Origin of the sequence: Oricola thermophila (assembly GCF_013358405.1) — a bacterium.
Taxonomy (GTDB): domain Bacteria; phylum Pseudomonadota; class Alphaproteobacteria; order Rhizobiales; family Rhizobiaceae; genus Oricola; species Oricola thermophila.
In genome coordinates, this window is sequence record NZ_CP054836.1 from 653,299 (window position 1) to 673,763 (window position 20,465).

A 20,465-nucleotide genomic window follows, 5' to 3' on the forward strand; every position below is an offset into this window, starting at 1 on the left:
GTCTGCAAAAGTCGAGAATTTTCGAACCGGTCCGACCCTGCTAGCAACCGGGACCTGCCCGTAGGCGCAGCGCACAGCAAAACAGGAGCCAACCCATGCACATCGATAGACGCAGCTTTCTCACCGGTGCAGGCAAGTTCGCCTTTGCAACCGCCCTGGTTTCGCCGGGCGCTGCCCTGCAATTAGCTTCCCATCCAGTCCGGGCGAGCCAATCCACCGGCGCGCACAGCTGGAGCGTCGGCGATATCAGGATCACCGCCCTGCTCGACGGCTTCGTCGAACTCGACGCGACGATATTTGCCGACGCGGACCCGTCCGAGCGGCGAACGCTTCTGGAGGAAGCCGGCCAGAAGCCAGGCAAGTTCGCAGTCGACGTGAACGCGTTTCTGCTGGAACACTCGGGCAAGCTCACGCTCATCGACAGCGGCACCCGCGATCTCTTTGGCCCGACGCTCGGCAAGGTGCCTGCGGCGCTGAGGAACATCGGCGTGGATCCCGCCAACATAGGCCATGTGCTGCTTACCCACATGCATAACGATCATGTCGGCGGTCTGCTGGACGAGAATGGCGCGGCCGCGTTCCCCAATGCCGAGCTTGTCGTTCCGGCTGCCGAGTGGGACTACTGGACGTCCGAGGACGTCTACTCCGCCGCATCGGATCAGGGACGGTATTCCTTCGCCGGAGCACGGGCCGCGGCGCCGGTCTACAAGGACCGGGTGAAGACCTTCGCGGGTGAGGCCGAGATACTGCCGGGCGTCTTTCCGATCGCGTTGCCCGGCCACAGTATCGGGCACACCGGTTTCCGCCTCGCATCGGGCTCCGAGCAGATGATCGTCTGGGGCGACATTGTCGTTTCTCCGCAGGTGCAGTTCGCGCATCCGGAATGGGCGTCGACCTTCGATGCGGACGGCCAGCTTTCGATCGCCTCGCGCATACGGATGTTCGACGAGGCTGCGGCCGACAGAATCCTCGTCGCGGGAATGCATCTTCCATTCCCGGGGGGCGGACGTGTCGAAGTGCACGGTCTCTCCTACCGGTTCTTGCCATTCGAATAGCGGACTTCCTGTTAATGTCGGTCGGTGACCGACCGGTGTTTCCCTGTCCGCTAAAAATGCAGGGGCTTTCCCGAAGCGACTGGACGGAAGGGCAGGGGCGGAGCAGGTGGAAGAGTGCACCGCCCCCGCCCCTTGAACTCCGTCCCCACCTATTGATCAACCGGCTGACGCCGCGTGAAGCTCCTTCCAGATAGGTTGCGAGTTTTCGGGCGAGGTCGGGTCAGAGCTGTTCGACAGTCTGGCGACCGCGGAAGTACCGGCGCCATTCGAGTCTCGGCGAACGAGGGAAGCGGGCAGTAGCCCGCTTTTTTTGTTTCCGGCGCGCCCCGGCGCGGTGGAAACGGCCGGGCGGCCCGTGCAGGCCGCCGCGCCGTCGCGGTCATTCGATGCCGTCCGAACCAGCGGGCAACGCCCGCCGCCCGCTACTCCTGGCTTTCCAGCGTCAGGAACATCAGCGCCAGGTAGACCACCGGCATGACGCCGAGGACGATGAGTTCCAGCCCCATCGAGATGCCGCAATTGCTCGCATGCATCCGGTAGCCGACGAAGATCACCGCCGCCAGGATCACGGCAAGGCCGATGAACCACGGGGTGAGGCGGTTGCGCTTGCGGGTTTTCCCGCTCATGAATCCTCACCTTCTCCCGGGGCCGTCATGTGCTTGGCGATATAGGCCGGCTCGCCCATGCGCGAGAGCAGGTCGAGCTGCAGTTCCAGCCACGACATGTGCCCCTCCTCGTCGAGGGCGATGGTCTCGAACAGCAGCCGCGAACCCACGTCGCCTTCCTTGGCGGCATCGCGGGCGGCCTGGCTGTAGAAATCGATGGCCTCCTTCTCGTCCGCGAGATCGGCCTCGAACATCTCGGCAAGCGACGTCGCGATCGCCGGCGGCTTGGCCAGTCGCAGCTCGGGCTCGCCCTTCAGGAACATGATGCGCTCGATGTAGTCGTCGGAATGTCCGAGTTCCTCGTGCATTTCCTCGCGCATCTTGTCAGCGAGGCGGTCGATGCCCCAGCCGTCGAGCACATGGGCGTGGAGCTGGTACTGGTGCGCAGCGCTCAGCTCCATGCCCAGCGCCTTCTGAAGGTTCTTGAGTGTCTTGGCATGTGCCATGGTCGCATCCCCTGTTGACGAGAAGTCGGTCGCGGCTTCGGCAGCGCGCGGTTGCGCGCGACATATTTCCGCAAGGGAATGTTACGCCAGTTTTCGCGCGGCGCCTAATCGGCGGCGCTTCGGGAGGCGAGGGGGCTGCTATCCCGCGTTGCGCGGCCGGTTGGTGCTCTGGCGGGCTATCACCTCGAAGCCGAGATCAACGAGGGTCTCGTCCGGTTCCCGGCCCTCGAGGGCGTCGACCATCATCCGCATCGCGCGTTTCCCGATCTCCTGGCGGTGCGTGCGGACGCTGGTTATCGGCGGCACCGCCGATGCCATCATCTCGAAATCGTTGAAACCGCAGATGCCCATGTCGGCGGGCACCGACAGTCCGCGCCGCTGGCACTCGAACAGGGCGCCGAGGGCAAGGTCGTCATTGTTGCAGAAAATGGCGTCGGTGTCGGGGGCGCGCGAGAGCAGGTCGGCCATCAGCAGGCCGCCCAGCGTGACGGTGGAGGGTTGCGGCGTCGTGACGATGCGGTTCTCGTCCATCATGCCGGCGTCCTGCAGTACGTCGCGAAATCCCTCGAGGCGTCGCTGGGTGCGCGGGTCGAGCCGGGCGCCCAGAAAGCCGATGTGGCGGTAGCCCCTCCCGATCAGGTGGCGCGTCGCGGCGCGCGCGCCCTCGATGTGGGAGAAGCCCACCAGCATGTCGAGCGGCCGGTCCGTTGTCTCCATGATCTGCACGATACGGCAGGAGGATTCGCGCAGCAGCTTCCGCGTCTCTTCCGACTGGTCGATGCCGGATATGACAAGGCCGGCCGGGCGCTGGTTCAGGAATGTGCGCACCAGGCTTTCCTCCTCCAGCGGCGAATAGCGCGAATTGCCGAACTGGACCTGCCACCGCGTGTTCCCGGCCGCGTCGTAAAGGCCCCGCATGACGTCGGCGAAGACGTTGTTCGTCACCGACGGAACGATCACGCCGATGACGTTCGTCCGCCCCGCGGCAAGCGCCTGGGCTGCCGGGTCGGGCACGTAGCCGAGCCGGTCGATCACGGCACGGATCTGCTTCAGCGATTTGGCGGAAACGCGATCCGGCTCGCGCAGCGCTCGCGATACCGTCATAGCGCTAACACCGGCTTCCCGCGCGACGTCGGCAATCGTAACAGTCTTGTTTCTGTTGTTTTTCAACAGCTAATCCCGATTTTATGAAGTTCGTCTCAACTTATCATTATTTGCCGTGTTGACAAATGTTAGCGTTATCATATTCCTTGCGGCGGGAGTTTGATCATGCGAGCGGGAAATCCGAACGACGTTCTGGTGGTGATGGGGGTATGCGGCGCGGGGAAGAGCGCCGTCGCCGGGCGTCTTGCCGCGTGTCTCCGGGGCGGACTGATCGAGGCCGACGATTTCCACACCGACGAGGCAAGGGCGAGAATGTCGCGCGGCGAACCCCTCGACGACGCCCTGCGCCTGCCATGGCTCGATCGCATCGGCGAGGCGACGCTGGCCAGGCTGCGGCAGGGCGGTCCGGTCGTTGTGGCCTGCTCGGCGCTTCGCCGTCTCTATCGCGACAGGCTGCGCGGGTTCGTTCCGTCCGCGCTCTTCATTCACCTGAACGGAGACCGCGAGCTGATCGCGCAACGGCTGGACCGGCGCGAAGGGCATTTCGTGGGCCGCTCGCTGCTGGACAGCCAGATTGAGGCTCTTGAACCGCTCGCACAGGATGAGGCGGGCATGGTTCTTGATGTCGCGGTACCTCTCGACACGCTCGTCGGGACGGTACTGCGCGAACTGGGGAATGCGGAAACGCCGTCCCTGAATTCCGGTCCGGTCGGCGACGATGTCGCAGGCCGGCAAAACTGAAACATGTGTCTGGGAGGTATCTACATGCTCAAGTCACTCATAAAGGCAGCCCTTGCTTCGGCCGTCGGTATCGCGCTCGGTGCGTCGGCCATTGCGCAGGAGATGACGCTGAAATTCCAGTCGTCCGATCCGGCGGGCAACGCGAACTTCATCCTCCAGCAGGGCTGGGCGGAAAGCGTGAAGGAAAAGACCGGCGGACGCATCGCCATCGAGCTTCTTCCGGTGGAATCGATCGTTGCCCACAACGAGACCCAGGACGCCATTGCCGCCGGCATTCTCGACGGCCATGTTACCGACACGTCCTATTTCGCGGGCAAGGATCCCGCCTTCGGCCTGATCGCGAACCCCGTCGGGGCTTGGTCCTCGCCGCAGGAAATGTTCGACTTCATGGAGAAGGGTGGCGGCAAGGCGCTGATGAACGAATTGCTCGAGCCCTACGGCCTGCATTTCATCGGTGCGACAACGCCGGGCCTCGAGGCTTTCGTATCCAAGGTTCCGCTCGATGGAGTCGATGATCTCAAGGGCGTGAAGATGCGTGCGCCGGAAGGCCTGGTGCAGCAGGTGTTCGCTGCCGCGGGTGCCGTGCCGGTCAATCTTCCGGGGTCGGAAGTGTTCACCTCGCTCGACAAGGGGGTGATCGAAGCGGCGGACTACTCCGTCTATTCGACCAACAAGGCGCAGGGTCTGCATGATGTCGCGAAGCACCCCGTCTATCCCGGCTTCCATTCCATGCCGCTGGTCGAGATTTCGATGAACAAGGCGAAGTGGGATGCGCTCGACGACGATCTCAAGGCGGCGCTGGAGGAAAGCGTACGCGAGTTCGCGCAGAATCAGGTTGCCGCGCTCGCCGAAAGCGACCTGAAGGCCGTCGAGGAAGACAAGGCAAGCGGCGAGGTGACGGTGCATGACTGGCCGGCCGAAGAGCGCGCCCGGTTCCGTGCCATCGCGACCGGCGAATGGGCCAAGGTGGCCGAGCGCTCGGAAAACGCGAAGAAGGTCTACGATGTCCTGACCGGCTATCTGAAGGACAATGGCCTGTTGAAGTGATCCGGCAGGAAGCTGTAACCGAATGGTAGCACCGGGCGGCTAGGCCGCCCGGTCTTTCTCGGGAGGATGACCACGATGAGCGATGAAAAGGCAGTTCCGGACGAGGGCCGGGAAGCGGGGGCGATCCCGCAGGCAGGGCTTCTTGGCCGGCTGATCGACCGGGCGGGCGTCGTCTTTGCTCTCGGCATTGTCCTGTCGATGGCCATTCTCATCAACGAGGTCGCACTGCGCTACATCTTCAACGCGCCGACAATCTGGGCGCACGAGACCACGATCTTCCTGTGCGGCATCGCATTCGTCTATGGCGGTCTCTATTGCAGCGCCCGCGACAAGCACATTCGAGTGGTGCTGGTCTATGATGCACTGCCGGCACGCGCGCGGCGTATCCTCGATGTCTTCATATCCCTCGTCTGTGCAGCATCCAGTGCCATGTTCGCGTGGGCGGCCTGGGCCATGGTGCAGCGGGCGGCCTTTCGCCCCGACGGCTCGTTCCGCCTCGAGCGTTCGGGCAGCGCGTGGGATCCCGTCTATCCCGGCCTCCTGAAGATATTCCTGCTGGTCGTCATGGCCGTCATGGCTGTCCAGTTCGTCATCCTCGCCATCAACTACGCCCGGGGCCGCAACTGATGGAAATTTTCGGGTCGTTCCAGTCGCTCGGGATCGAGGGCGGCACGCTGCTCATGTTCGCCATGCTGCTCGGCTTCCTGGTCTGCGGCATACCGCTGGCCTTCGTCACGCTGCTGGTGGCGCTGATCTTCGCGCTGGGCTGGTTCGGGCCGATGGTCGTCCCCCTGATCACCAGCCGCGTCTTCTCCTTCGTCTCCTCGTTCGTGTTCGTCTCGGTGCCGATGTTCGTGCTGATGGCCGCCATCCTCGACCGGTCGGGCATCGCCCGCGACCTGTTCGACGCGATGAGACTGCTCGGCGGGCGGTTGCGCGGCGGCGTCGCCATCCAGACGATCGCGGTCGCCGTCATCCTGGCAGCAATGAGCGGCATCATCGGCGGCGAGGTCGTGCTGCTCGGACTCGTGGCGCTGCCGCAGATGCTGCGGCTCGGTTACGACAGGGGGCTTGCCATCGGCGTGGTCTGTGCGGGCGGTGCGCTCGGCACGATGGTCCCGCCCTCCATCGTCCTCATCATATACGGGTTGACCGCCAATGTTTCGGTCGGTGACCTGTTTACCTCGGCATTCGTTCCGGGCCTGATGCTGGCCTCCTTCTACGTGGCCTATGTGTTGATCCGCGCCTATCTGAATCCCGCCGTCGCCCCGATTCCGGAAGGACCGGCAGCTCCGACAGCCGAGAAGATCCGGTTGCTCAAAGGGCTCATCCTGCCGCTTTGCGTCGTGGGCGGGGTACTGGGGTCCATCTATGGCGGAATTGCCAGCGTGACGGAGGCTTCCGCCGTTGGCGTGGCCGGCGTGATCCTGTCGACGATCGTGCGCGGCGAGTTCACCTTGGGGCTGCTGAAGGACGCTGCCCTGCAGACCCTTCAGACGGTGGGCATGATCGTATGGATCGGCATTGGCGCGAGCGCGCTGGTAGGCGTTTTCAACCTCATGGGCGGTATCAAGTTCGTCTCCGAACTTATTACCGGAATATCCGACAATCCGACGATCGTCCTGCTGTTCATGATGATGATCCTGTTCGTGCTGGGCATGTTCCTGGACTGGGTAGGCATCGCGCTACTGACCATGCCGATCTTCGTGCCGATCATCATCGAACTTGGCTATGATCCGGTCTGGTTCGGCGTGCTGTTCTGCATGAACATGCAGGTCTCCTTCCTGTCGCCGCCTTTCGGGCCCGCGGCGTTCTACCTGAAGAGCGTCGCCCCGCCGGAGATTTCGCTGGGAATGATCTTCCGCGCGCTGCTGCCGTTCATCGCCCTGCAGGTGCTGGCCCTCGCACTCCTGATCGCTTTTCCGTTCATTACCGGGCGATAGGATTGTCCGCTTTGCCGGCAGCCGCGCGTTGCCGGGGATATTCGGCCGGATCTCCTATCCGCTCCACCTGCCCCTGCCGCTGATCGCGATCGTGCCGGCGGCTGCCTGCGCTTGGTAGGACGGAAACAGCCTGCTGCCGGCGGCGGTGCTGCCCGTCTTCCTCCTTCCCGTCATCCGCGCCGTTTCGCCTTCCGCGGTTCCGGCGCGGCCGCAATGGCGGCAAGGCCGGCCCCCGCCACGCAGGAGGCGGCCGCGAGCCACGGCCACAGCCCCGGCAGGATCGAGAACAGGAACAGGTAGTCGCGCGTTGCCGCCCAGGCGGGCAGGCAGACAAGCGGCAGGGCGAAGACGCCGGCGGCAATGCGCGACATCCTGCCGGCGGGACGTCGCCATGCCGCCCATGCAGCGGCGATGCCGCCAAGGACAAGTGCCGCGATGGCGAAGCGCGCGGCGGTCTCGGCAAGAAGCACGCGGGTCATGCCGACCGGCGCCACGCCGAGGCTTTGCGACCAGGTCCGCAGCACGTCTGCGAAGAGCGGCCAGGCGCGCTGGCTGTTGGCGAGGATCACGATGCCGTCGCCGGTTTCCGGGACCATGTGCAGATGCGTCATCCAGCCATGGCCCTGGCCGCCATGCCACACAGCCCTGCGCCCGTCCGACAATGTCTCGACGAAATGGCCGAGGCCGTATGCCTCGGCGGCGAAGCCGAACAGCCCGCCCACCTCGACGGCCGGGGCATGCAGCTCTTCCACGCCCTGTGCGGACAGTACCGGTTGTGCCGCTTCCGCCATGCCGGCGGCGGCGAAACGTGCAATATCCGTCGCAGTGGCCAGCAGGCCGCCGGACGCGCGCGCCGGGTAGACATAGGGAGCGACGGTGCGGCCGTGCAGGTCGTGGCCCACCGGCATTCCGGCGCCGGTCCACTCGAAGCTTGCTTGCTCCATGCCCAGCGGCTGCAGGACTTCCCGTTTCATCATCAGGGAGAAATCCTCGCCGGTGCAATCCTCCATCACCAGTTCGAGCAGCGCGAAACCCGTGTCCGAATAGGCAAATCCGGAGCCGGGATCGCCGGGTTGCGCGAAATCCGCGTCCAGGAACCGTGCCAGGTCCGGGCGAGGACCCGCCGGGTCGTAACGCGCGGCGTAGTCGCCAAGGCCGATCCCCGCCGTATGCGACAGGAGCTGCCGGACCGTAAAAGGCTTCGTGCCGGACGGCGGAACCCAGCGCGACAGGCAGCCGGAAATCGGCGCATCAAGGTCGAGTCGTCCGGTCTCGGCAAGCCGCATGGCGCCCCATGCGGTCACGGGCTTGGACAGCGACTCGACCCGGAAGAGCATGTCCGCCACCATCATCTGGCCTGTTGCGGGATCGGCGATGCCGAAGGCCGTGCTCCATGCCGGGACGCCGTCCCGCAGCACGACGATCACCGCGCCTGCCACACCGTCGGCTTCCATGCGGGCCGGGACCCGCGTCCGGAGGTTGGCCGCCAGCGTCCCGATATTCTCGTCTCCGGCCGGCGCGGCCGGCGTGCCGGCGAGGCCCGGAAAGGCGGCGAGGGCAAGTGCGGCCGCGGCCGGACGCAACAGGCGGTGAAAGAAGGCAAGGAAATTTCGCGTGCGTGGCGTCTGTTCGGGATACATGTGCCTGCCGTTCATTGCGCGAATGCGGTCCGCATTCGCGTTTCAAGCGATCTAGTTCCGGATGCGTCGCGGGCGACATGATGCAGATCAACTGCTGCGGCTCCGCCTCCGTTGGACAAATTCTGCGCCGCTTTCCCGGAATCCCGGCATTTCCGCGAAAACTTGTCCACCGCCCTCCGGCCTCCCTTACCCTTCCCCTTGCCCCCTCGCGGAAGCCTGAGTGCGCACCGGCATTTCGGGGAGGGGGACGGTACCCGGTGTCCGCGTGCAGGTGGCGCGGGCAGGAGCCGGCTTGACGGAAGTCGCCCAACAGCTCCGAAACCGGGGAGGCATATCGGTCCCGCGCGTGACCGCCGTGCCGCCGGCTCCCCCGGGCGGTAGCAGCAGCGGCGGGCGAGCGGCGCCGGAACGCGAGCGCATCCGCCACGGGGAAGGCGGGTCACAGATGCGTGCCGTATCCGGCCTGCGAGCTGCCCACGGGCAAGGCGGCGGGATGACTGATGTCGTGAGAATGCCGAGCGGGCGGTCGGGGGACCGCGCAAAAATCAAGATGAGCGGCCTCCGACCGCCCGTCTTCCACCCGTTTCAATGGCCAGACCGGTTGGTTCCGGGGCGTGGCGAGGATAGGGCATGGCCTGATGCGGGGCCGGTTGCTTTACCCGTGCGATGCGCGGCATTCCGCCCAATTCCGGCCATCGCCACCATTTCGCCCCATTTGTGCCGTGAAAGGGCTTCGGTCGTCGCCCTTAACGCTTTGTTAGGGTTAACGATTTGTGTGCTTGAGCGTATACGGAGGGGACGTGCCGCTTATTCGCGGGGACAAGGGCCGGCGCAGGTTCCGACGGATTTTCCGCATTGCGGCGCTTCCGGCGATCGCGGTATTCGCCAATCTCTCCCTGCCGACCCAGGCCGCGCTTCCCCAGTTCTCGACAACCGGATGGACCGAAGCCCGCGTGGACGAGGCCGGCAAGATCGGCCGCTGGTGGGCGGTGTCGCGCGCCGCGGGCGAGGCGGCGGCCGTGCCGGACCGGGCAGTGGCCCGCGCATTCGCCAATGTCGCGCCGGAACGCCTGGCCGGACCGCTGCCCATGAGGCCCGATCCCGTGGTGGAGGGCGAAACCGATCCCTACGCCATCGCCTACACGCCGTTCGAGGCGAAGCGCGTAGTTTGGTCGCCGCTCGCCTTCTACACCCAGCCGCCGGTAGGGAAGGGCGATCACGCCTGGATGCGAAAGCCGCTGCCGGAAAACGTGTTCACGGCGGAGGAACAGCAGTGCCTCGCGACCGCGATCTATTTCGAGGCGCGCGGAGAGAGCCGCAAGGGGCAGGCGGCCGTTGCGCAGGTGATCCTCAATCGCGTGCGCAACCCGGCCTTTCCGAACACCGTGTGCGGCGTCGTCTACCAGAATGCCGACCAGCGAAACCGCTGCCAGTTTTCCTTCGTCTGCGACGGGATACGGGACGTCATCCGTTCGCGCAGCTCATGGCAGCGCGCCAGAGATGTGGCGATGGCCGTGACCTCGGGCGAGACCTTCCTGCCGGAAGTCGGCTCGGCGACGCATTACTTCGCCAGCTACGTGCGGCCGCGCTGGGCCGGGGCGATGCAGAAGATGGCGTCCATCGGCCAGCACCAGTTTTTCCGCACGCGCGGCGGCGGCTGGAAGTAGCCCAGGAGGCGGTATCAGGCGGCGGCGCGATGTTCCGACGCGCCGGTATGCGTGATCCGCTCGACAAGCGCGTCCATCATGCCGATGCCGTCACCGGCGAATTCCTGCCACAGGGACAGGTGCGACCGGGCCGGCAGTGCGAGTTCCGCTTCCAGCGTCCCGGAATCGAGCCGGGTGACGATGCGGCCGAATTTCCTGAGCAGGTGCCGCATCTTCCGGTTCTCCGGCAGGCAGGCGATATAGATCGATTTCGCATTGCGGTTGCGCGCCAGCACCAGCGAGCGCCGCAGCAGTTCCGTGCCGATACCCTGTCCCTGGAAATCGTGCTCCACCGAAAGGGCCAGTTCGCATCGCCGGTCGCCGTCGTCCTCGAACCACAGTTCCGACGCACCGCGCAGGGTGCCGTCGACGAAACAGCCGATGACCACGCTCGACGGACCGCCGACAAGCGAGCAGTGGGCACGTATGAAATCGTCGTTGACCCCGCCCATGAACCGCATCACCCGGTCCTCGCCGCCGACACGGAGCAGGTGTTCCTCGAGAAGCGGGTTTTCCTTTTTCGTCAGCTTGCGGATGCTGAGCATGAGAATCTCCGGTTAGCTCCTCCCGGAATTCCGATTCACGCGTCGTCTCGACGCCTGCAGGTCCAATATAATACCTTTGTCGCAGCAATCCGTTGCGGAGTGTGCATGGGAGCCATGCGACGAATGCATTTCCCAGGATGAGAATATTGGCTCAAATCACTCAAAATTAAGAAAAATACTCGTTCGCGAAGAATCCGTTCCTTCATCACCGGTGGTTATTCCTGCGCCGACGAGGAGCATGGACATGACCGCGATCACGCCCGTATCCCCAGTTTCCGAAACACGTCCGACCCACGGGCTGCGGACCCTGCCCGGCGAGACCGTCAGCCCGCCGCTGGAAACGCAAGGCATCGCCGCCGGTGGCGCGACGAGCGTCGAGGAAATGCTGCTGAAGCTGCAGGAAAAGGCCTTCTACACCGAAGCCGCGCTGCGCGTTCAGGTTGGCGACATGGGCCGGCAGCCGCTCGCGCGTGTCGATATCACCGATCTTGCGTTGATGATCATTTCCGGCAAGGCCATGAGCGACGCGCTGGCCGCGCGCGCGGCCGACCAGCCGCCGATATCGGCCACGCCGGCTTCCGCCTACCGCGGCTGACGGCAGGCGGCGCGACCGGCTCATTCACCGAGCGCGATGCCTTCCCGGCGCGGATCCGCCCCGCCGCTGAGACCGTCCGGCCGGATGGCTATGGCGTGCAGGCCGGAATTGAGTTCACCGACATTCACCTTGTAACCCATCGCCTCCAGGGCCGGTTTCAGGGATTCGGCCACTGTTCCTTCTTCGAGGTCGAAGGTTCCGAAGCGGTTGACCGCGTGCGCCATGGAGACCGCCCGCTGCACGTCCATGCCCCAGTCTAGATGGGCGATGATTGCCTGCGCGACGTAGCCGATGATGCGGCTGCCGCCCGGCGAGCCGATGGCCAGCACCGGCTTGCCTTCGCGCAGCACGATGGTCGGCGACATGGAGGATCGGGGGCGCTTGCCCGGTTCGACCCGGTTGGCGATCGGCCAGCCGCCGGCATGCGTCCGGAAGGAGAAGTCCGTCAGCTCGTTGTTGAGCAGGAAGCCGTTGGTCATCAGCCGCGAGCCGAACCCGTTTTCGATGGTCGTGGTCATGGACAGGACATTGCCGTCGGCATCGACGATGGAGATGTGGCTGGTAGAGGGAAACTCGATCGAGGCGTCGTCGCCTAGCAGCAGCGCGTGGTCATAGGGCGGTTCGCCGGGCAAGACTTCCTCCAGCGCCCCGAAGCCGTCGATCCGGTCGCCCTCGATCAGGTTGGCGCGTTCGGCCAGGTAGTCGGGATCAAGCAGGCCTTTGACCGGCACGGGGACGAAGTCGCTGTCGGCCATGTAGCGGCCGCGGTCGGCAAAGGCGAGGCGCGAGGCATCGCCGATCAGCCGCCAGGTATCGGTATCGCCCGGATCGCCGAGCGAGAAGTTCTCGATGATGCCGAGGATCTGGCCGACGGTCAGCGCGCCGGAGGAGGGCGGCCCCATGCCGCAGACGTCATGGCCGCGATAGGGCGCGCAGACAGCGGGCCGTTCCTTTACCGTGTAGGTCTCGAAATCCTTGATCGACAGGACACCGGGGTTGCCCTCGGCATTGCGTACCGTGTCGACAATGGCCTGCGCTATCGGACCCGAATAGAACGCGTCCGCCCCGCCCATCGCAATTGCGCGCAGCGTTTCGGCATATGCGGGATTCTGCAGCCGGTCTCCAGCATTCAGAGGCGTGCCCCCCGGGAGAAAGTAGTTGGCCGTGGTCGAAAAGCGTGAAAGTCGCTTTGCGTCGGCGGCTATCATGCCCGCAAGGCGGGGAGACACCTCAAAACCGTTTTCGGCAAGCGCGATGGCGTTGGCGAACAGATCGGGCCAGTCCACCTTGCCCCAGCGTTTCCAGGCTTCCTCCAGCAGCATCGGCGTTCCGGGCGTTCCGACCGAGCGCCCGCCGACGACCGCGTCGAAGAATTTCAGCGGCTCGCCGTTCCCGTCCTGGAACAGGGTCGGGGTTGCTTCCATCGGCGCTGTCTCTCGGCCGTCCAGCGTGGTGATTTCGCCGGTCGCCGCGTCGTACCAGACGAGAAACGCGCCTCCTCCGAGTCCGGAAGATTGCGGCTCGACCAGACCGAGAACGGTCTGAACGGCGACCATCGCATCTGCCGCGCTGCCGCCGGCGCGCAGAATCTTTGCGCCTGCTTCGACAGCCAGCGGATTGGCTGCCGCGACCATCCAGTTCTTCGCCTCGACCGGCTTGCCGGCGGCCTTGGCTTCCAGTGCGGCACGAATCTCCGGCGACGTGAAGCCGTGGGGGCCGGTAGTCCCGATTTCGGGTGCGATGGCATCGGCGGCTTCCTGGGAGCGGGCATTGCCGGCAAGGGCTGACAAGCCTGCGGCGGCAATAATGGCAATTCGGATGCTGGCTCGAAAGGTCATTGGGGCCTCCTTTCTCCCCATATTAGAGGATGGAAAGGGCCTCGCGGCAAGACTTGCCTCCTTGTCGGCAGGTGTAACAATCTCGCAGGATATGGAAGCCTCATCATGATCGAAGACCGTTTTACAGTCGTTCAGGGCGACATCACCACGCTCGACGTCGATGCCATCGTCAACGCTGCCAATGAGAGCCTTATGGGCGGTGGCGGCGTGGACGGCGCGATTCACCGCGCGGCCGGGCCGGGGCTGCTGGCCGAATGCCGCACGCTCGGCGGCTGCCCCACCGGTCAGGCGAAAATCACGGCCGGCTATGACCTGCCGGCGCGCCACGTCATTCACACGGTCGGGCCGGTGTGGCGCGGCGGCGGGGTGGGCGAACCGGCATTGCTGGCCTCCTGTTACCGGAATTCGCTGCTGCTGGCCGCGGAACATCGCTGTTCCACCGTTGCCTTTCCGGCGATTTCCACCGGTGTTTACGGCTATCCGGCGGAGGCGGCGGCGAAGATCGCTGTCGAAACCGTGGCTCGGACGCTTGGCGAACTGCCGAAGATCGAGCGCGTCACCTTCTGCTGTTTCTCGGAGCGGTCGGTCGAACTCCACCGCGTGGCGATTGCCGCACTGTAAATGACGGACAGGATCAGTCCGGCATGTCCGTTTCCGCCAGTTCCCGCATCGCTTCGGCACCGATCCGGAAGGACTGCAACCGCGCCGCGTGATCGTGGATATGACCGGTCAGGATCACCTCGTCCGGGCGGTATTCGTCGATGAAGCGGGCAAGCTGGTTCCTGACGCTTTCGGGGGAGCCGACGGCGGTGATCCGGAGCGCCTCGTCTACCATCGGGCGCACATTCGGGTCGATCGCGGCGTCGATGTCCTCGACGGGGCGCGGCAGCTTGCCGGGCATGCCGGTGCGGAGCCTCGCGAACCCGAGTTGCATCGAGGTCCGGATATACCGGCCTTCCTCGTCCGTCGGTGCGGCAAAGAGGTTGATCGCGAGCATGAAATGCGGCCTTGCGAGAAACTCGGACGGCCGGAAAGTGCGGCGGTAGATTTCGGATGCCTGTTCCAGCGCCGCCGGGGCAAAGTGCGAGGCGAAAGCATAGGGCAGGCCGAGATGGGCGGCGAGCTGCGCGCCGTAAAGGCTCGATCCGAGGATCCAGATCGGCACCTTCGTGCCGGTGCCGGGGATCGCCCGAACCTTCGCACCGGGATCGGAATCGCCGAGGTAGCCGATCAGTTCCACCACGTCGTTGGGAAAATGGTCGGCGCCATCCATGCCGCGGCGCAGTGCCCGCGCCGTGGCCATGTCGGTTCCCGGCGCGCGGCCGAGGCCGAGATCTATGCGGTCAGGGAAGAGCGTCGCCAGCGTACCGAACTGCTCGGCGACGACGAGCGGTGAATGGTTCGGCAGCATGATGCCGCCGGCTCCGACCCTAATCCGCTTGGTTCCGCCTGCGACATGGCCGATCAGGACCGATGTTGCGGCGCTGGCGATGCCGGGCGAATTGTGATGCTCGGCCAGCCAGTACCGGTTGTATCCCCATTCTTCCGCATGGCGGGCGAGGTCTAGCGTGTTGCGAAGCGCATCGGCGGCCTCGAAACCTTCGGGTATGGGCGAAAGATCAAGCAGCGAATAGGGGACCATGGAGGCTCACAGGGAACGGTTGCGGTCGCCACGACCTATGGTCTGTGCCGCCCCGGTTCAAGCGGGCCCTTGTCCGAACGAGCGCTGGTCGGCGCCGTTTGGTCGTCGTTGTCGATCTTCAACTCGACACGGTCGGCGGCAAAGCGGGTTTCCGAGTAGTGGACGGGTTTTCCCTCGGCATCGACATTGATTGCACGTGTCACCAGCACGATGGCGCCGGCCGAAAGACCAAGGAGTTCGATGTCCTCCGCGGATGCATGGCGCGCCTCCACCACAGTCGACCTGCGCATGTAGTCTCTCACGCCGCAGGAGGCCAGCGCCCTGGTGATGGAGGCATGTTCCTCGAAAGTCTTTCGGATGTCGGCGAAACGCGTGGCGTCAAACCACGAAGTCGCGCGCGACACCGGTACACCGTCGGCGTCGCTGATCGTCTCGAGGCGTATCGCCGGATCTCCGGCAGAAATGCCCAGCGCGTCGGCGACTGTCTCGGACGCGGGTTCTTCGTGGCTTTCAAGCATGCGGGTGCTTGTAGAACCTGCCTGGTTGCCGAGGCCGGCTGAGAAGCGTGTGCGCCTTGTTATGGGATAGCTGAGCCGTTTCCGGCGCCGGACAAAGGTGCCGCGTCCCTGCTCGGAACGGAGTACGCCTTCCTGTTCGAGCGAGGCGATCGCGGATCGAACCGTGTGGCGGTTTACACGGTAGCGTTCGGCCAGCTTCATCTCCGACGGCAGCTTTCCGTCCGCGCCGGCGGCGCCGCTGGCAATGTCCGAGCGGATCATGTCGGCGATCTGGCGCCAAAGTGCCACGCCCGATTTTCGCTCCAGCAACTTGTCACGCAAATCCCGTCCTCCGTCATACTTCTGTCATCCGCGACGGATACATGAATAATATGTTCAGTTGTCTATATCAATAGACATGTTGTGATCCAAGGTGGCCAGGGAATGGGATGGCAGGACAGGTAACGGGAAATCAAAGGCAGGAGCGGTTGTCGGTGCTTGCCAGGGCCAGCGGTTCGGAACTGGCCGAGTTGTGGCAGCGACTTGGAATCGACCCGGCTTGCGAGATCGTGCGTGGTCCGGAGACCGGGCTGGTGGCGTTGCGCGGTCGGATCGGCGGGGGCGGCGCGCCGTTCAATTTTGGCGAGGCGACGGTAACGCGGGCGACGGTGCGGCTGGAAAACGGCGCGGTCGGCCATTCGGTTGCTCTAGGGCGTGACCGGCGAAAGGCGAAGCTGATCGCGATCCTCGATGCGCTTTCTCAGGACCCGGCGATGGCGGTGCGTGTCGACACGGAAATCGTGCAGCCTCTGCTGGAATCGCTTGTCGCCCGGGATGAGAAGCGGCGTGCGGAAACAGCAGCGACCAGGGTCGATTTCTTCACGATGGTGCGAGGAGAGGACTGATGATGGCAAGCGCAGAGATCGTCGAGGGCGGCTTTGCCGAACCCGTTTTTGCCGCGCAGTCCGTGTTTCGCGCCGTGATGGATGCGATGGCGCAGCCGGGCACGGTGCACAGCATCGAAACGGTTGCCGGTCCTCCGGCGCCGCTGAGCGCAACGGCGGGGGCGGTGGTTCTGACACTTGCGGACGCTGACACGCCGGTCTGGCTTGATGCCAATTTGGCGCGCAGCGACGCGGTGAAGGGCTGGATATCCTTTCATGCAGGTGCACCATTCGCGAGCATGGCTTCGGATGCATCCTTCGGGATCGTCACGGATCCCGGGCTGGCGCCTCCTCTTTCCGGCTTTACTCTCGGTACGCAGGAATATCCGGACCGCTCGACAACGCTGATCCTGCAGGTCGAGACATTGACCGGGGGCGATCCGCTGACGCTTCGCGGTCCCGGTATCCGGAATACGCGATCCTTTGCCCCGCATCCGCTACCCGGCCATTTCGAAATGCAGTGGCGCGAGAACGGCGCAATGTTTCCGCGCGGCATCGACATCATCCTGGCTGCGCCGAATGCGGTCGCCTGCCTGCCGCGCACGACGCGGATCGTCGAAGGGGGAGCCTGAACATGTATGTCGCGGTGAAGGGGGGCGAGATCGCCATTCGCAATGCGCACCGGTTGCTCGCCGACCGGCGGCGTGGTGACCGATCGGTGCCGGCGCTTGGGTTGGAGCAGATAGCGGAGCAACTTGCGCTGGCATGCGACCGTGTGATGTCGGAGGGCTCGGTCTACGACAGGGAACTGGCGGCACTCGCGATCAAGCAGGCAAGGGGAGACCTGATCGAGGCGATTTTCCTGTTGCGTGCCTACCGCACGACGCTGCCGCGTTTCGGATATTCGGAACCGATCGATACCGCCGAGATGCAGGTCGAGCGGCGTGTCTCGGCAACCTACAAGGACCTGCCGGGCGGACAGATGCTCGGGCCGACCTTCGATTACACGCATCGCCTGCTCGATCCGGAACTGGCGCGCGACAGCGAGGTCGCGGAGCCGGAAAGCCGGATGGGCGACGACGCGCCGGTGATGCGGGTTTCCGACATTCTCGCCGAGGAAGGGCTGATAGAAGAGGACGGCGATGTGCCGGGCGACGGGATCGGTGACCTGACCCGCACGCCGATGGAATTCCCGATGACCCGCGACACCCGGCTGCAGGCGCTGGCTCGCGGCGACGAGGGCTTTCTCCTGGCGCTCGGATATTCCACACAGCGCGGCTATGCCCGCACCCACCCCTTCGTCGCCGAAATCCGCATCGGCGAGGTCGAGGTCAAGCTGGACGTGCCGGAGCTTGGGTTCGCCGTCACGATCGGCCGGATCCAGGTGACCGAGTGCCAGATGGTCAACCAGTTCAAGGGATCGGCCAAGGCGCCGCCGCAATTCACCCGCGGCTACGGCCTCGTTTTCGGTCAGTCGGAACGCAAGGCGATGGCCATGGCGCTGTGCGACCGCGCCCTACGCGCAGGCGAACTCGGCGAGGATGTCGTCGCTCCGGCGCAGGACGAGGAATTCGTCATTTCACATTCCGACAACGTGCAGGCGACCGGTTTCGTGGAGCACCTGAAGCTTCCGCATTACGTCGATTTCCAGGCGGAACTCGACCTGGTGCGACGCATGCGCAGCGAACATGCGAAGCGGCAGGGTGGTGACAGCGACATGCAGGAGGCGGCGGAGTGACGATCGGGACCGATATGGATGACGGGCTGGCGACCTACAACTTCGCCTATCTGGACGAGCAGACGAAGCGGATGATCCGGCGTGCGATCCTCAAGGGGATCGCGATACCTGGCTACCAGGTACCGTTCGCATCGCGCGAGATGCCGATGCCATACGGCTGGGGCACCGGCGGCGTGCAGGTGACGGCCTCGATCATCGGGCCGGACGATATTCTGAAGGTGATCGACCAGGGTGCCGACGACACCACCAATGCGGTATCGATCCGGGCCTTTTTCGCCAGGGTCGCCGATGTCGAGACAACCACCGAGACCGGCAAGGCGACGATCATCCAGACGCGTCACCGCATTCCCGAGGAAAAGCTCAAGAAAGGCCAGGTGCTGGTCTACCAGGTGCCGATCCCCGAGCCACTGCGTTTCCTTGAACCGCGGGAAACCGAGACGCGCAAGATGCATGCGCTCGCGGACTACGGGCTGATGCATGTGAAGCTGTACGAGGACATTGCCCGAAACGGTCATATCGCCACCACCTATGCCTATCCGGTCCAGATCGAGGGGCGTTACGTGATGGACCCGTCACCGACTCCGAAATTCGACAATCCGAAGATGCACATGTCGGACGCGTTGCAATTGTTCGGCGCGGGGCGCGAGAAGCGCATCTATGCGGTGCCGCCGCACACGCAGGTGGTCAGCCTCGATTTCGAGGACTACCCGTTCGAGATCCAGCAATTCGAGGAGCCGTGCGCCCTGTGCGCCGCGAAGGGCGTCTATCTCGACGAGGTGATCCTCGACGATCACGGCGGGCGGATGTTCGTCTGTTCGGATACCGATTATTGCGAAAAGCGGCGCGCGGAAGGCCATCGCGGCCATCTCGCCGGCGAGACGACGGAGGCCGCGGAATGAGCGACCAACCACTATTGAGAGTCAGCGGCGTATCGAAATTCTACGGCACCCGTACCGGCTGCCGCGATGTCAGCTTCGATCTGTATCCCGGCGAAGTGCTGGCCGTCGTCGGCGAGTCCGGCTCCGGCAAGACGACGCTGCTCAATTGCATTTCGACGCGGCTGATGCCGACCGCCGGGACCGTCAGTTACCGCATGCGCGACGGCCGGTTCCGGGACCTCTATCGCATGGGCGAGGCGGAACGGCGATTCCTCATGCGCACGGATTGGGGTTTCGTGCACCAGAACCCTGCCGACGGGTTGCGCATGAGCGTTTCGGCCGGCGCCAATGTCGGTGAGCGGCTGATGGCCGTCGGCGAACGCCACTACGGCAACATCCGTGCCACGGCGACCGACTGGCTCGGGCGGGTGGAAATCGGTGCCGACCGCATCGACGACCAACCGCGCGCCTTCTCCGGCGGCATGCGGCAGCGCCTGCAGATCGCCCGCAATCTCGTCACCGGGCCGCGCCTCGTTTTCATGGACGAACCGACCGGCGGCCTGGACGTGTCGGTTCAGGCGCGACTGCTGGACCTGCTGTGCGGTCTCGTCAACGACCTCGGTCTTGCCGTGGTGGTCGTGACCCACGACCTCGCGGTGGCGCGGCTGCTGTCGCACCGCATGATGGTGATGAAGGACGGGCAGGTGATCGAGTCCGGCCTTACCGACCGGGTGCTTGACGATCCGCGCGCGCCCTACACCCAGCTTCTCGTTTCCTCGATCCTGCAGGTTTGACGATGCCCACTCCGCTTGTCGTTTCCGATATCGCGAAAACCTTCACCATGCATTTGCGCGGCGGCGTTGAAATTCCGGTGGTCGAACATGTCGACTTCTCGCTGAAGGCGGGACAATGCGCCGTGCTGGGCGGGCCGTCAGGCGCGGGCAAGAGTTCCATCCTGAAGATGCTCTACGGTAATTACGGCGTCGACAGGGGGCAAATACTCGTCAGGCACAATGGCGATTATGTCGATCTCGCCACCGCCGATCCGCGCATGGTGATCGCCATCCGGCGCGACACGATCGGCTATGTCAGCCAGTTCCTGCGCGTCGTGCCGCGGGTTTCGGCGCTCGACGTTGCGTCCGAACCGCTGGTACAGCGTGGCGCCGATCCGGGAGAGGCGAGAGCCAGGGCGGCGCATCTGTTTTCCCGGCTCAATCTTCCCGAAACGCTGTGGAACCTGCCTCCGGCGACGTTTTCCGGCGGCGAGCAGCAGCGCGTCAACATCGCGCGCGGCTTCATTACCGATCATCCCGTTCTGTTGCTCGACGAACCGACGGCTTCGCTGGACGCGAGGAACCGGCAGGTGGTGATCGACATGATTGCGGAGAAGAAGGAAGCCGGCGTCGCGTTGCTCGGAATCTTTCACGACCAGGACGTGCGCGACGAGGTCGCCGATGCGGTCATCGACGTCACGCGTTTCGCGGCCAAACGGGCGGCCTGA

21 protein-coding genes and 1 pseudogene are annotated in these 20,465 nt (G+C 64.7%); 14 read left to right on the top strand and 8 right to left on the bottom strand.

The window, feature by feature from the left end:
- The first annotated feature begins 95 nt into the window (after positions 1-95).
- The gene (locus tag HTY61_RS03020; protein WP_175275411.1) at positions 96-1,055 is read left to right on the top strand and encodes an MBL fold metallo-hydrolase; all 960 of its coding nucleotides are present in this window, start codon (positions 96-98) and stop codon (positions 1,053-1,055) included.
- Positions 1,056-1,477: 422 nt separating this feature from the next.
- Here HTY61_RS03020 and HTY61_RS03025 read toward each other — a convergent pair whose 3' ends face one another.
- The 3 genes from HTY61_RS03025 to gntR form a co-directional block, all read right to left on the bottom strand.
- Positions 1,478-1,681, bottom strand: coding sequence for a hypothetical protein (locus tag HTY61_RS03025; RefSeq protein WP_175275412.1), 204 nt, complete (start codon positions 1,679-1,681; stop codon positions 1,478-1,480).
- Positions 1,678-2,166, bottom strand: a complete 489-nt coding sequence (locus HTY61_RS03030; RefSeq protein ID WP_175275413.1) for a bacterioferritin — start codon at positions 2,164-2,166, stop codon at positions 1,678-1,680. The genes HTY61_RS03025 and HTY61_RS03030 overlap by 4 nt, the downstream gene beginning before the upstream one ends.
- Before the next feature lie 138 nt (positions 2,167-2,304).
- A complete protein-coding gene (gntR, locus tag HTY61_RS03035) occupies positions 2,305-3,336 on the bottom strand; it encodes an HTH-type transcriptional regulator GntR (protein WP_175275414.1) in 1,032 nt (343 codons plus the stop codon).
- Between the two features lie 99 nt (positions 3,337-3,435).
- Here gntR and HTY61_RS03040 point away from each other — a divergent pair, with 99 nt between their 5' ends.
- From HTY61_RS03040 to HTY61_RS03055, 4 genes are all read left to right on the top strand, one after another.
- Positions 3,436-4,011: a gluconokinase gene (locus HTY61_RS03040; protein ID WP_175275415.1), complete on the top strand. Its 576-nt coding sequence runs from the start codon at positions 3,436-3,438 to the stop codon at positions 4,009-4,011.
- A 24-nt stretch (positions 4,012-4,035) separates the two neighbouring features.
- Complete coding sequence (locus HTY61_RS03045) at positions 4,036-5,058, top strand: TRAP transporter substrate-binding protein (protein WP_175275416.1); 1,023 nt, start codon at positions 4,036-4,038, stop codon at positions 5,056-5,058.
- A 75-nt stretch (positions 5,059-5,133) separates the two neighbouring features.
- Positions 5,134-5,685 carry a TRAP transporter small permease subunit gene (locus HTY61_RS03050; RefSeq protein ID WP_175275417.1) on the top strand — a complete coding sequence of 184 codons (552 nt, stop codon included), beginning with the start codon at positions 5,134-5,136 and terminating at the stop codon, positions 5,683-5,685.
- Positions 5,685-7,001, top strand: coding sequence for a TRAP transporter large permease (locus HTY61_RS03055; RefSeq protein WP_175275418.1), 1,317 nt, complete (start codon positions 5,685-5,687; stop codon positions 6,999-7,001). Before HTY61_RS03050 ends, HTY61_RS03055 begins: the two co-directional genes overlap by 1 nt.
- A gap of 170 nt (positions 7,002-7,171) precedes the next feature.
- Here the strand turns inward: HTY61_RS03055 and HTY61_RS03060 are convergent, their stop codons facing one another.
- A complete protein-coding gene (locus HTY61_RS03060; RefSeq protein WP_175275419.1) occupies positions 7,172-8,656 on the bottom strand; it encodes a serine hydrolase domain-containing protein in 1,485 nt (494 codons plus the stop codon).
- A gap of 1,187 nt (positions 8,657-9,843) precedes the next feature.
- Here HTY61_RS03060 and HTY61_RS03065 point away from each other — a divergent pair.
- Positions 9,844-10,308, top strand: a pseudogene (locus HTY61_RS03065) (cell wall hydrolase); the annotation flags it as partial.
- Positions 10,309-10,322: 14 nt separating this feature from the next.
- On the opposite strand, the gene HTY61_RS03070 reads toward HTY61_RS03065, so the two are convergent.
- Positions 10,323-10,892, bottom strand: a complete 570-nt coding sequence (locus HTY61_RS03070) for a GNAT family N-acetyltransferase (protein WP_175275420.1) — start codon at positions 10,890-10,892, stop codon at positions 10,323-10,325.
- A 244-nt stretch (positions 10,893-11,136) separates the two neighbouring features.
- On the opposite strand from HTY61_RS03070, the gene HTY61_RS03075 reads away from it, so the two are divergent.
- Entirely contained in the window at positions 11,137-11,487 is a 351-nt protein-coding gene (locus HTY61_RS03075) for a hypothetical protein (RefSeq protein WP_175275421.1), read from the top strand.
- Between the two features lie 20 nt (positions 11,488-11,507).
- Here HTY61_RS03075 and ggt read toward each other — a convergent pair whose 3' ends face one another.
- Positions 11,508-13,325, bottom strand: a complete 1,818-nt coding sequence (ggt, locus tag HTY61_RS03080) for a gamma-glutamyltransferase (RefSeq protein WP_175275422.1) — start codon at positions 13,323-13,325, stop codon at positions 11,508-11,510.
- 105 nt (positions 13,326-13,430) lie between these two features.
- Here ggt and HTY61_RS03085 point away from each other — a divergent pair, with 105 nt between their 5' ends.
- Positions 13,431-13,946 carry an O-acetyl-ADP-ribose deacetylase gene (locus HTY61_RS03085; RefSeq protein WP_175275423.1) on the top strand — a complete coding sequence of 172 codons (516 nt, stop codon included), beginning with the start codon at positions 13,431-13,433 and terminating at the stop codon, positions 13,944-13,946.
- A 13-nt stretch (positions 13,947-13,959) separates the two neighbouring features.
- Here the strand turns inward: HTY61_RS03085 and HTY61_RS03090 are convergent, their stop codons facing one another.
- Together HTY61_RS03090 and phnF are read right to left on the bottom strand one after the other, a co-directional pair.
- Positions 13,960-14,967, bottom strand: a complete 1,008-nt coding sequence (locus HTY61_RS03090; RefSeq protein WP_175275424.1) for an LLM class flavin-dependent oxidoreductase — start codon at positions 14,965-14,967, stop codon at positions 13,960-13,962.
- Between the two features lie 35 nt (positions 14,968-15,002).
- Positions 15,003-15,746: a phosphonate metabolism transcriptional regulator PhnF gene (phnF, locus tag HTY61_RS03095; protein WP_197945393.1), complete on the bottom strand. Its 744-nt coding sequence runs from the start codon at positions 15,744-15,746 to the stop codon at positions 15,003-15,005.
- Positions 15,747-15,913: 167 nt separating this feature from the next.
- Between phnF and phnG the strand changes: the two genes are divergently transcribed.
- The 6 genes from phnG to phnL are packed head-to-tail and all read left to right on the top strand — an operon-like array spanning position 15,914 to position 20,465.
- A complete protein-coding gene (gene phnG / locus HTY61_RS03100) occupies positions 15,914-16,369 on the top strand; it encodes a phosphonate C-P lyase system protein PhnG (protein WP_175275426.1) in 456 nt (151 codons plus the stop codon).
- Positions 16,369-16,980 (top strand): phosphonate C-P lyase system protein PhnH, encoded by a 612-nt coding sequence (gene phnH / locus HTY61_RS03105; protein ID WP_175275427.1) that lies wholly within the window; start codon positions 16,369-16,371, stop codon positions 16,978-16,980. Before phnG ends, phnH begins: the two co-directional genes overlap by 1 nt.
- 2 nt (positions 16,981-16,982) lie before the next feature.
- Positions 16,983-18,086: a carbon-phosphorus lyase complex subunit gene (locus tag HTY61_RS03110; RefSeq protein ID WP_175275428.1), complete on the top strand. Its 1,104-nt coding sequence runs from the start codon at positions 16,983-16,985 to the stop codon at positions 18,084-18,086.
- A gap of 14 nt (positions 18,087-18,100) precedes the next feature.
- Positions 18,101-18,985: an alpha-D-ribose 1-methylphosphonate 5-phosphate C-P-lyase PhnJ gene (locus tag HTY61_RS03115; RefSeq protein WP_175278389.1), complete on the top strand. Its 885-nt coding sequence runs from the start codon at positions 18,101-18,103 to the stop codon at positions 18,983-18,985.
- Complete coding sequence (gene phnK / locus HTY61_RS03120; protein ID WP_175275429.1) at positions 18,982-19,758, top strand: phosphonate C-P lyase system protein PhnK; 777 nt, start codon at positions 18,982-18,984, stop codon at positions 19,756-19,758. The genes HTY61_RS03115 and phnK overlap by 4 nt, the downstream gene beginning before the upstream one ends.
- Positions 19,759-19,760: 2 nt before the next feature.
- On the top strand, positions 19,761-20,465 hold the full coding sequence (gene phnL / locus HTY61_RS03125) for a phosphonate C-P lyase system protein PhnL (RefSeq protein ID WP_175275430.1): 705 nt from the start codon (positions 19,761-19,763) through the stop codon (positions 20,463-20,465).

Coding starts and splice junctions, on each gene's coding strand:
- HTY61_RS03020 (WP_175275411.1), top strand. CDS start 96: ATGCACATCGATAGACGCAGCTTTCTCACCGGTGCAGGCAAGTTCGCC.
- HTY61_RS03025 (WP_175275412.1), bottom strand. CDS start 1,681: ATGAGCGGGAAAACCCGCAAGCGCAACCGCCTCACCCCGTGGTTCATC.
- HTY61_RS03030 (WP_175275413.1), bottom strand. CDS start 2,166: ATGGCACATGCCAAGACACTCAAGAACCTTCAGAAGGCGCTGGGCATG.
- HTY61_RS03040 (WP_175275415.1), top strand. CDS start 3,436: ATGCGAGCGGGAAATCCGAACGACGTTCTGGTGGTGATGGGGGTATGC.
- HTY61_RS03045 (WP_175275416.1), top strand. CDS start 4,036: ATGCTCAAGTCACTCATAAAGGCAGCCCTTGCTTCGGCCGTCGGTATC.
- HTY61_RS03050 (WP_175275417.1), top strand. CDS start 5,134: ATGAGCGATGAAAAGGCAGTTCCGGACGAGGGCCGGGAAGCGGGGGCG.
- HTY61_RS03055 (WP_175275418.1), top strand. CDS start 5,685: ATGGAAATTTTCGGGTCGTTCCAGTCGCTCGGGATCGAGGGCGGCACG.
- HTY61_RS03060 (WP_175275419.1), bottom strand. CDS start 8,656: ATGAACGGCAGGCACATGTATCCCGAACAGACGCCACGCACGCGAAAT.
- HTY61_RS03070 (WP_175275420.1), bottom strand. CDS start 10,892: ATGCTCAGCATCCGCAAGCTGACGAAAAAGGAAAACCCGCTTCTCGAG.
- HTY61_RS03075 (WP_175275421.1), top strand. CDS start 11,137: ATGACCGCGATCACGCCCGTATCCCCAGTTTCCGAAACACGTCCGACC.
- ggt (WP_175275422.1), bottom strand. CDS start 13,325: ATGACCTTTCGAGCCAGCATCCGAATTGCCATTATTGCCGCCGCAGGC.
- HTY61_RS03085 (WP_175275423.1), top strand. CDS start 13,431: ATGATCGAAGACCGTTTTACAGTCGTTCAGGGCGACATCACCACGCTC.
- HTY61_RS03090 (WP_175275424.1), bottom strand. CDS start 14,967: ATGGTCCCCTATTCGCTGCTTGATCTTTCGCCCATACCCGAAGGTTTC.
- phnF (WP_197945393.1), bottom strand. CDS start 15,746: ATGATCCGCTCGGACATTGCCAGCGGCGCCGCCGGCGCGGACGGAAAG.
- phnG (WP_175275426.1), top strand. CDS start 15,914: ATGGCAGGACAGGTAACGGGAAATCAAAGGCAGGAGCGGTTGTCGGTG.
- phnH (WP_175275427.1), top strand. CDS start 16,369: ATGATGGCAAGCGCAGAGATCGTCGAGGGCGGCTTTGCCGAACCCGTT.
- HTY61_RS03110 (WP_175275428.1), top strand. CDS start 16,983: ATGTATGTCGCGGTGAAGGGGGGCGAGATCGCCATTCGCAATGCGCAC.
- HTY61_RS03115 (WP_175278389.1), top strand. CDS start 18,101: ATGGATGACGGGCTGGCGACCTACAACTTCGCCTATCTGGACGAGCAG.
- phnK (WP_175275429.1), top strand. CDS start 18,982: ATGAGCGACCAACCACTATTGAGAGTCAGCGGCGTATCGAAATTCTAC.
- phnL (WP_175275430.1), top strand. CDS start 19,761: ATGCCCACTCCGCTTGTCGTTTCCGATATCGCGAAAACCTTCACCATG.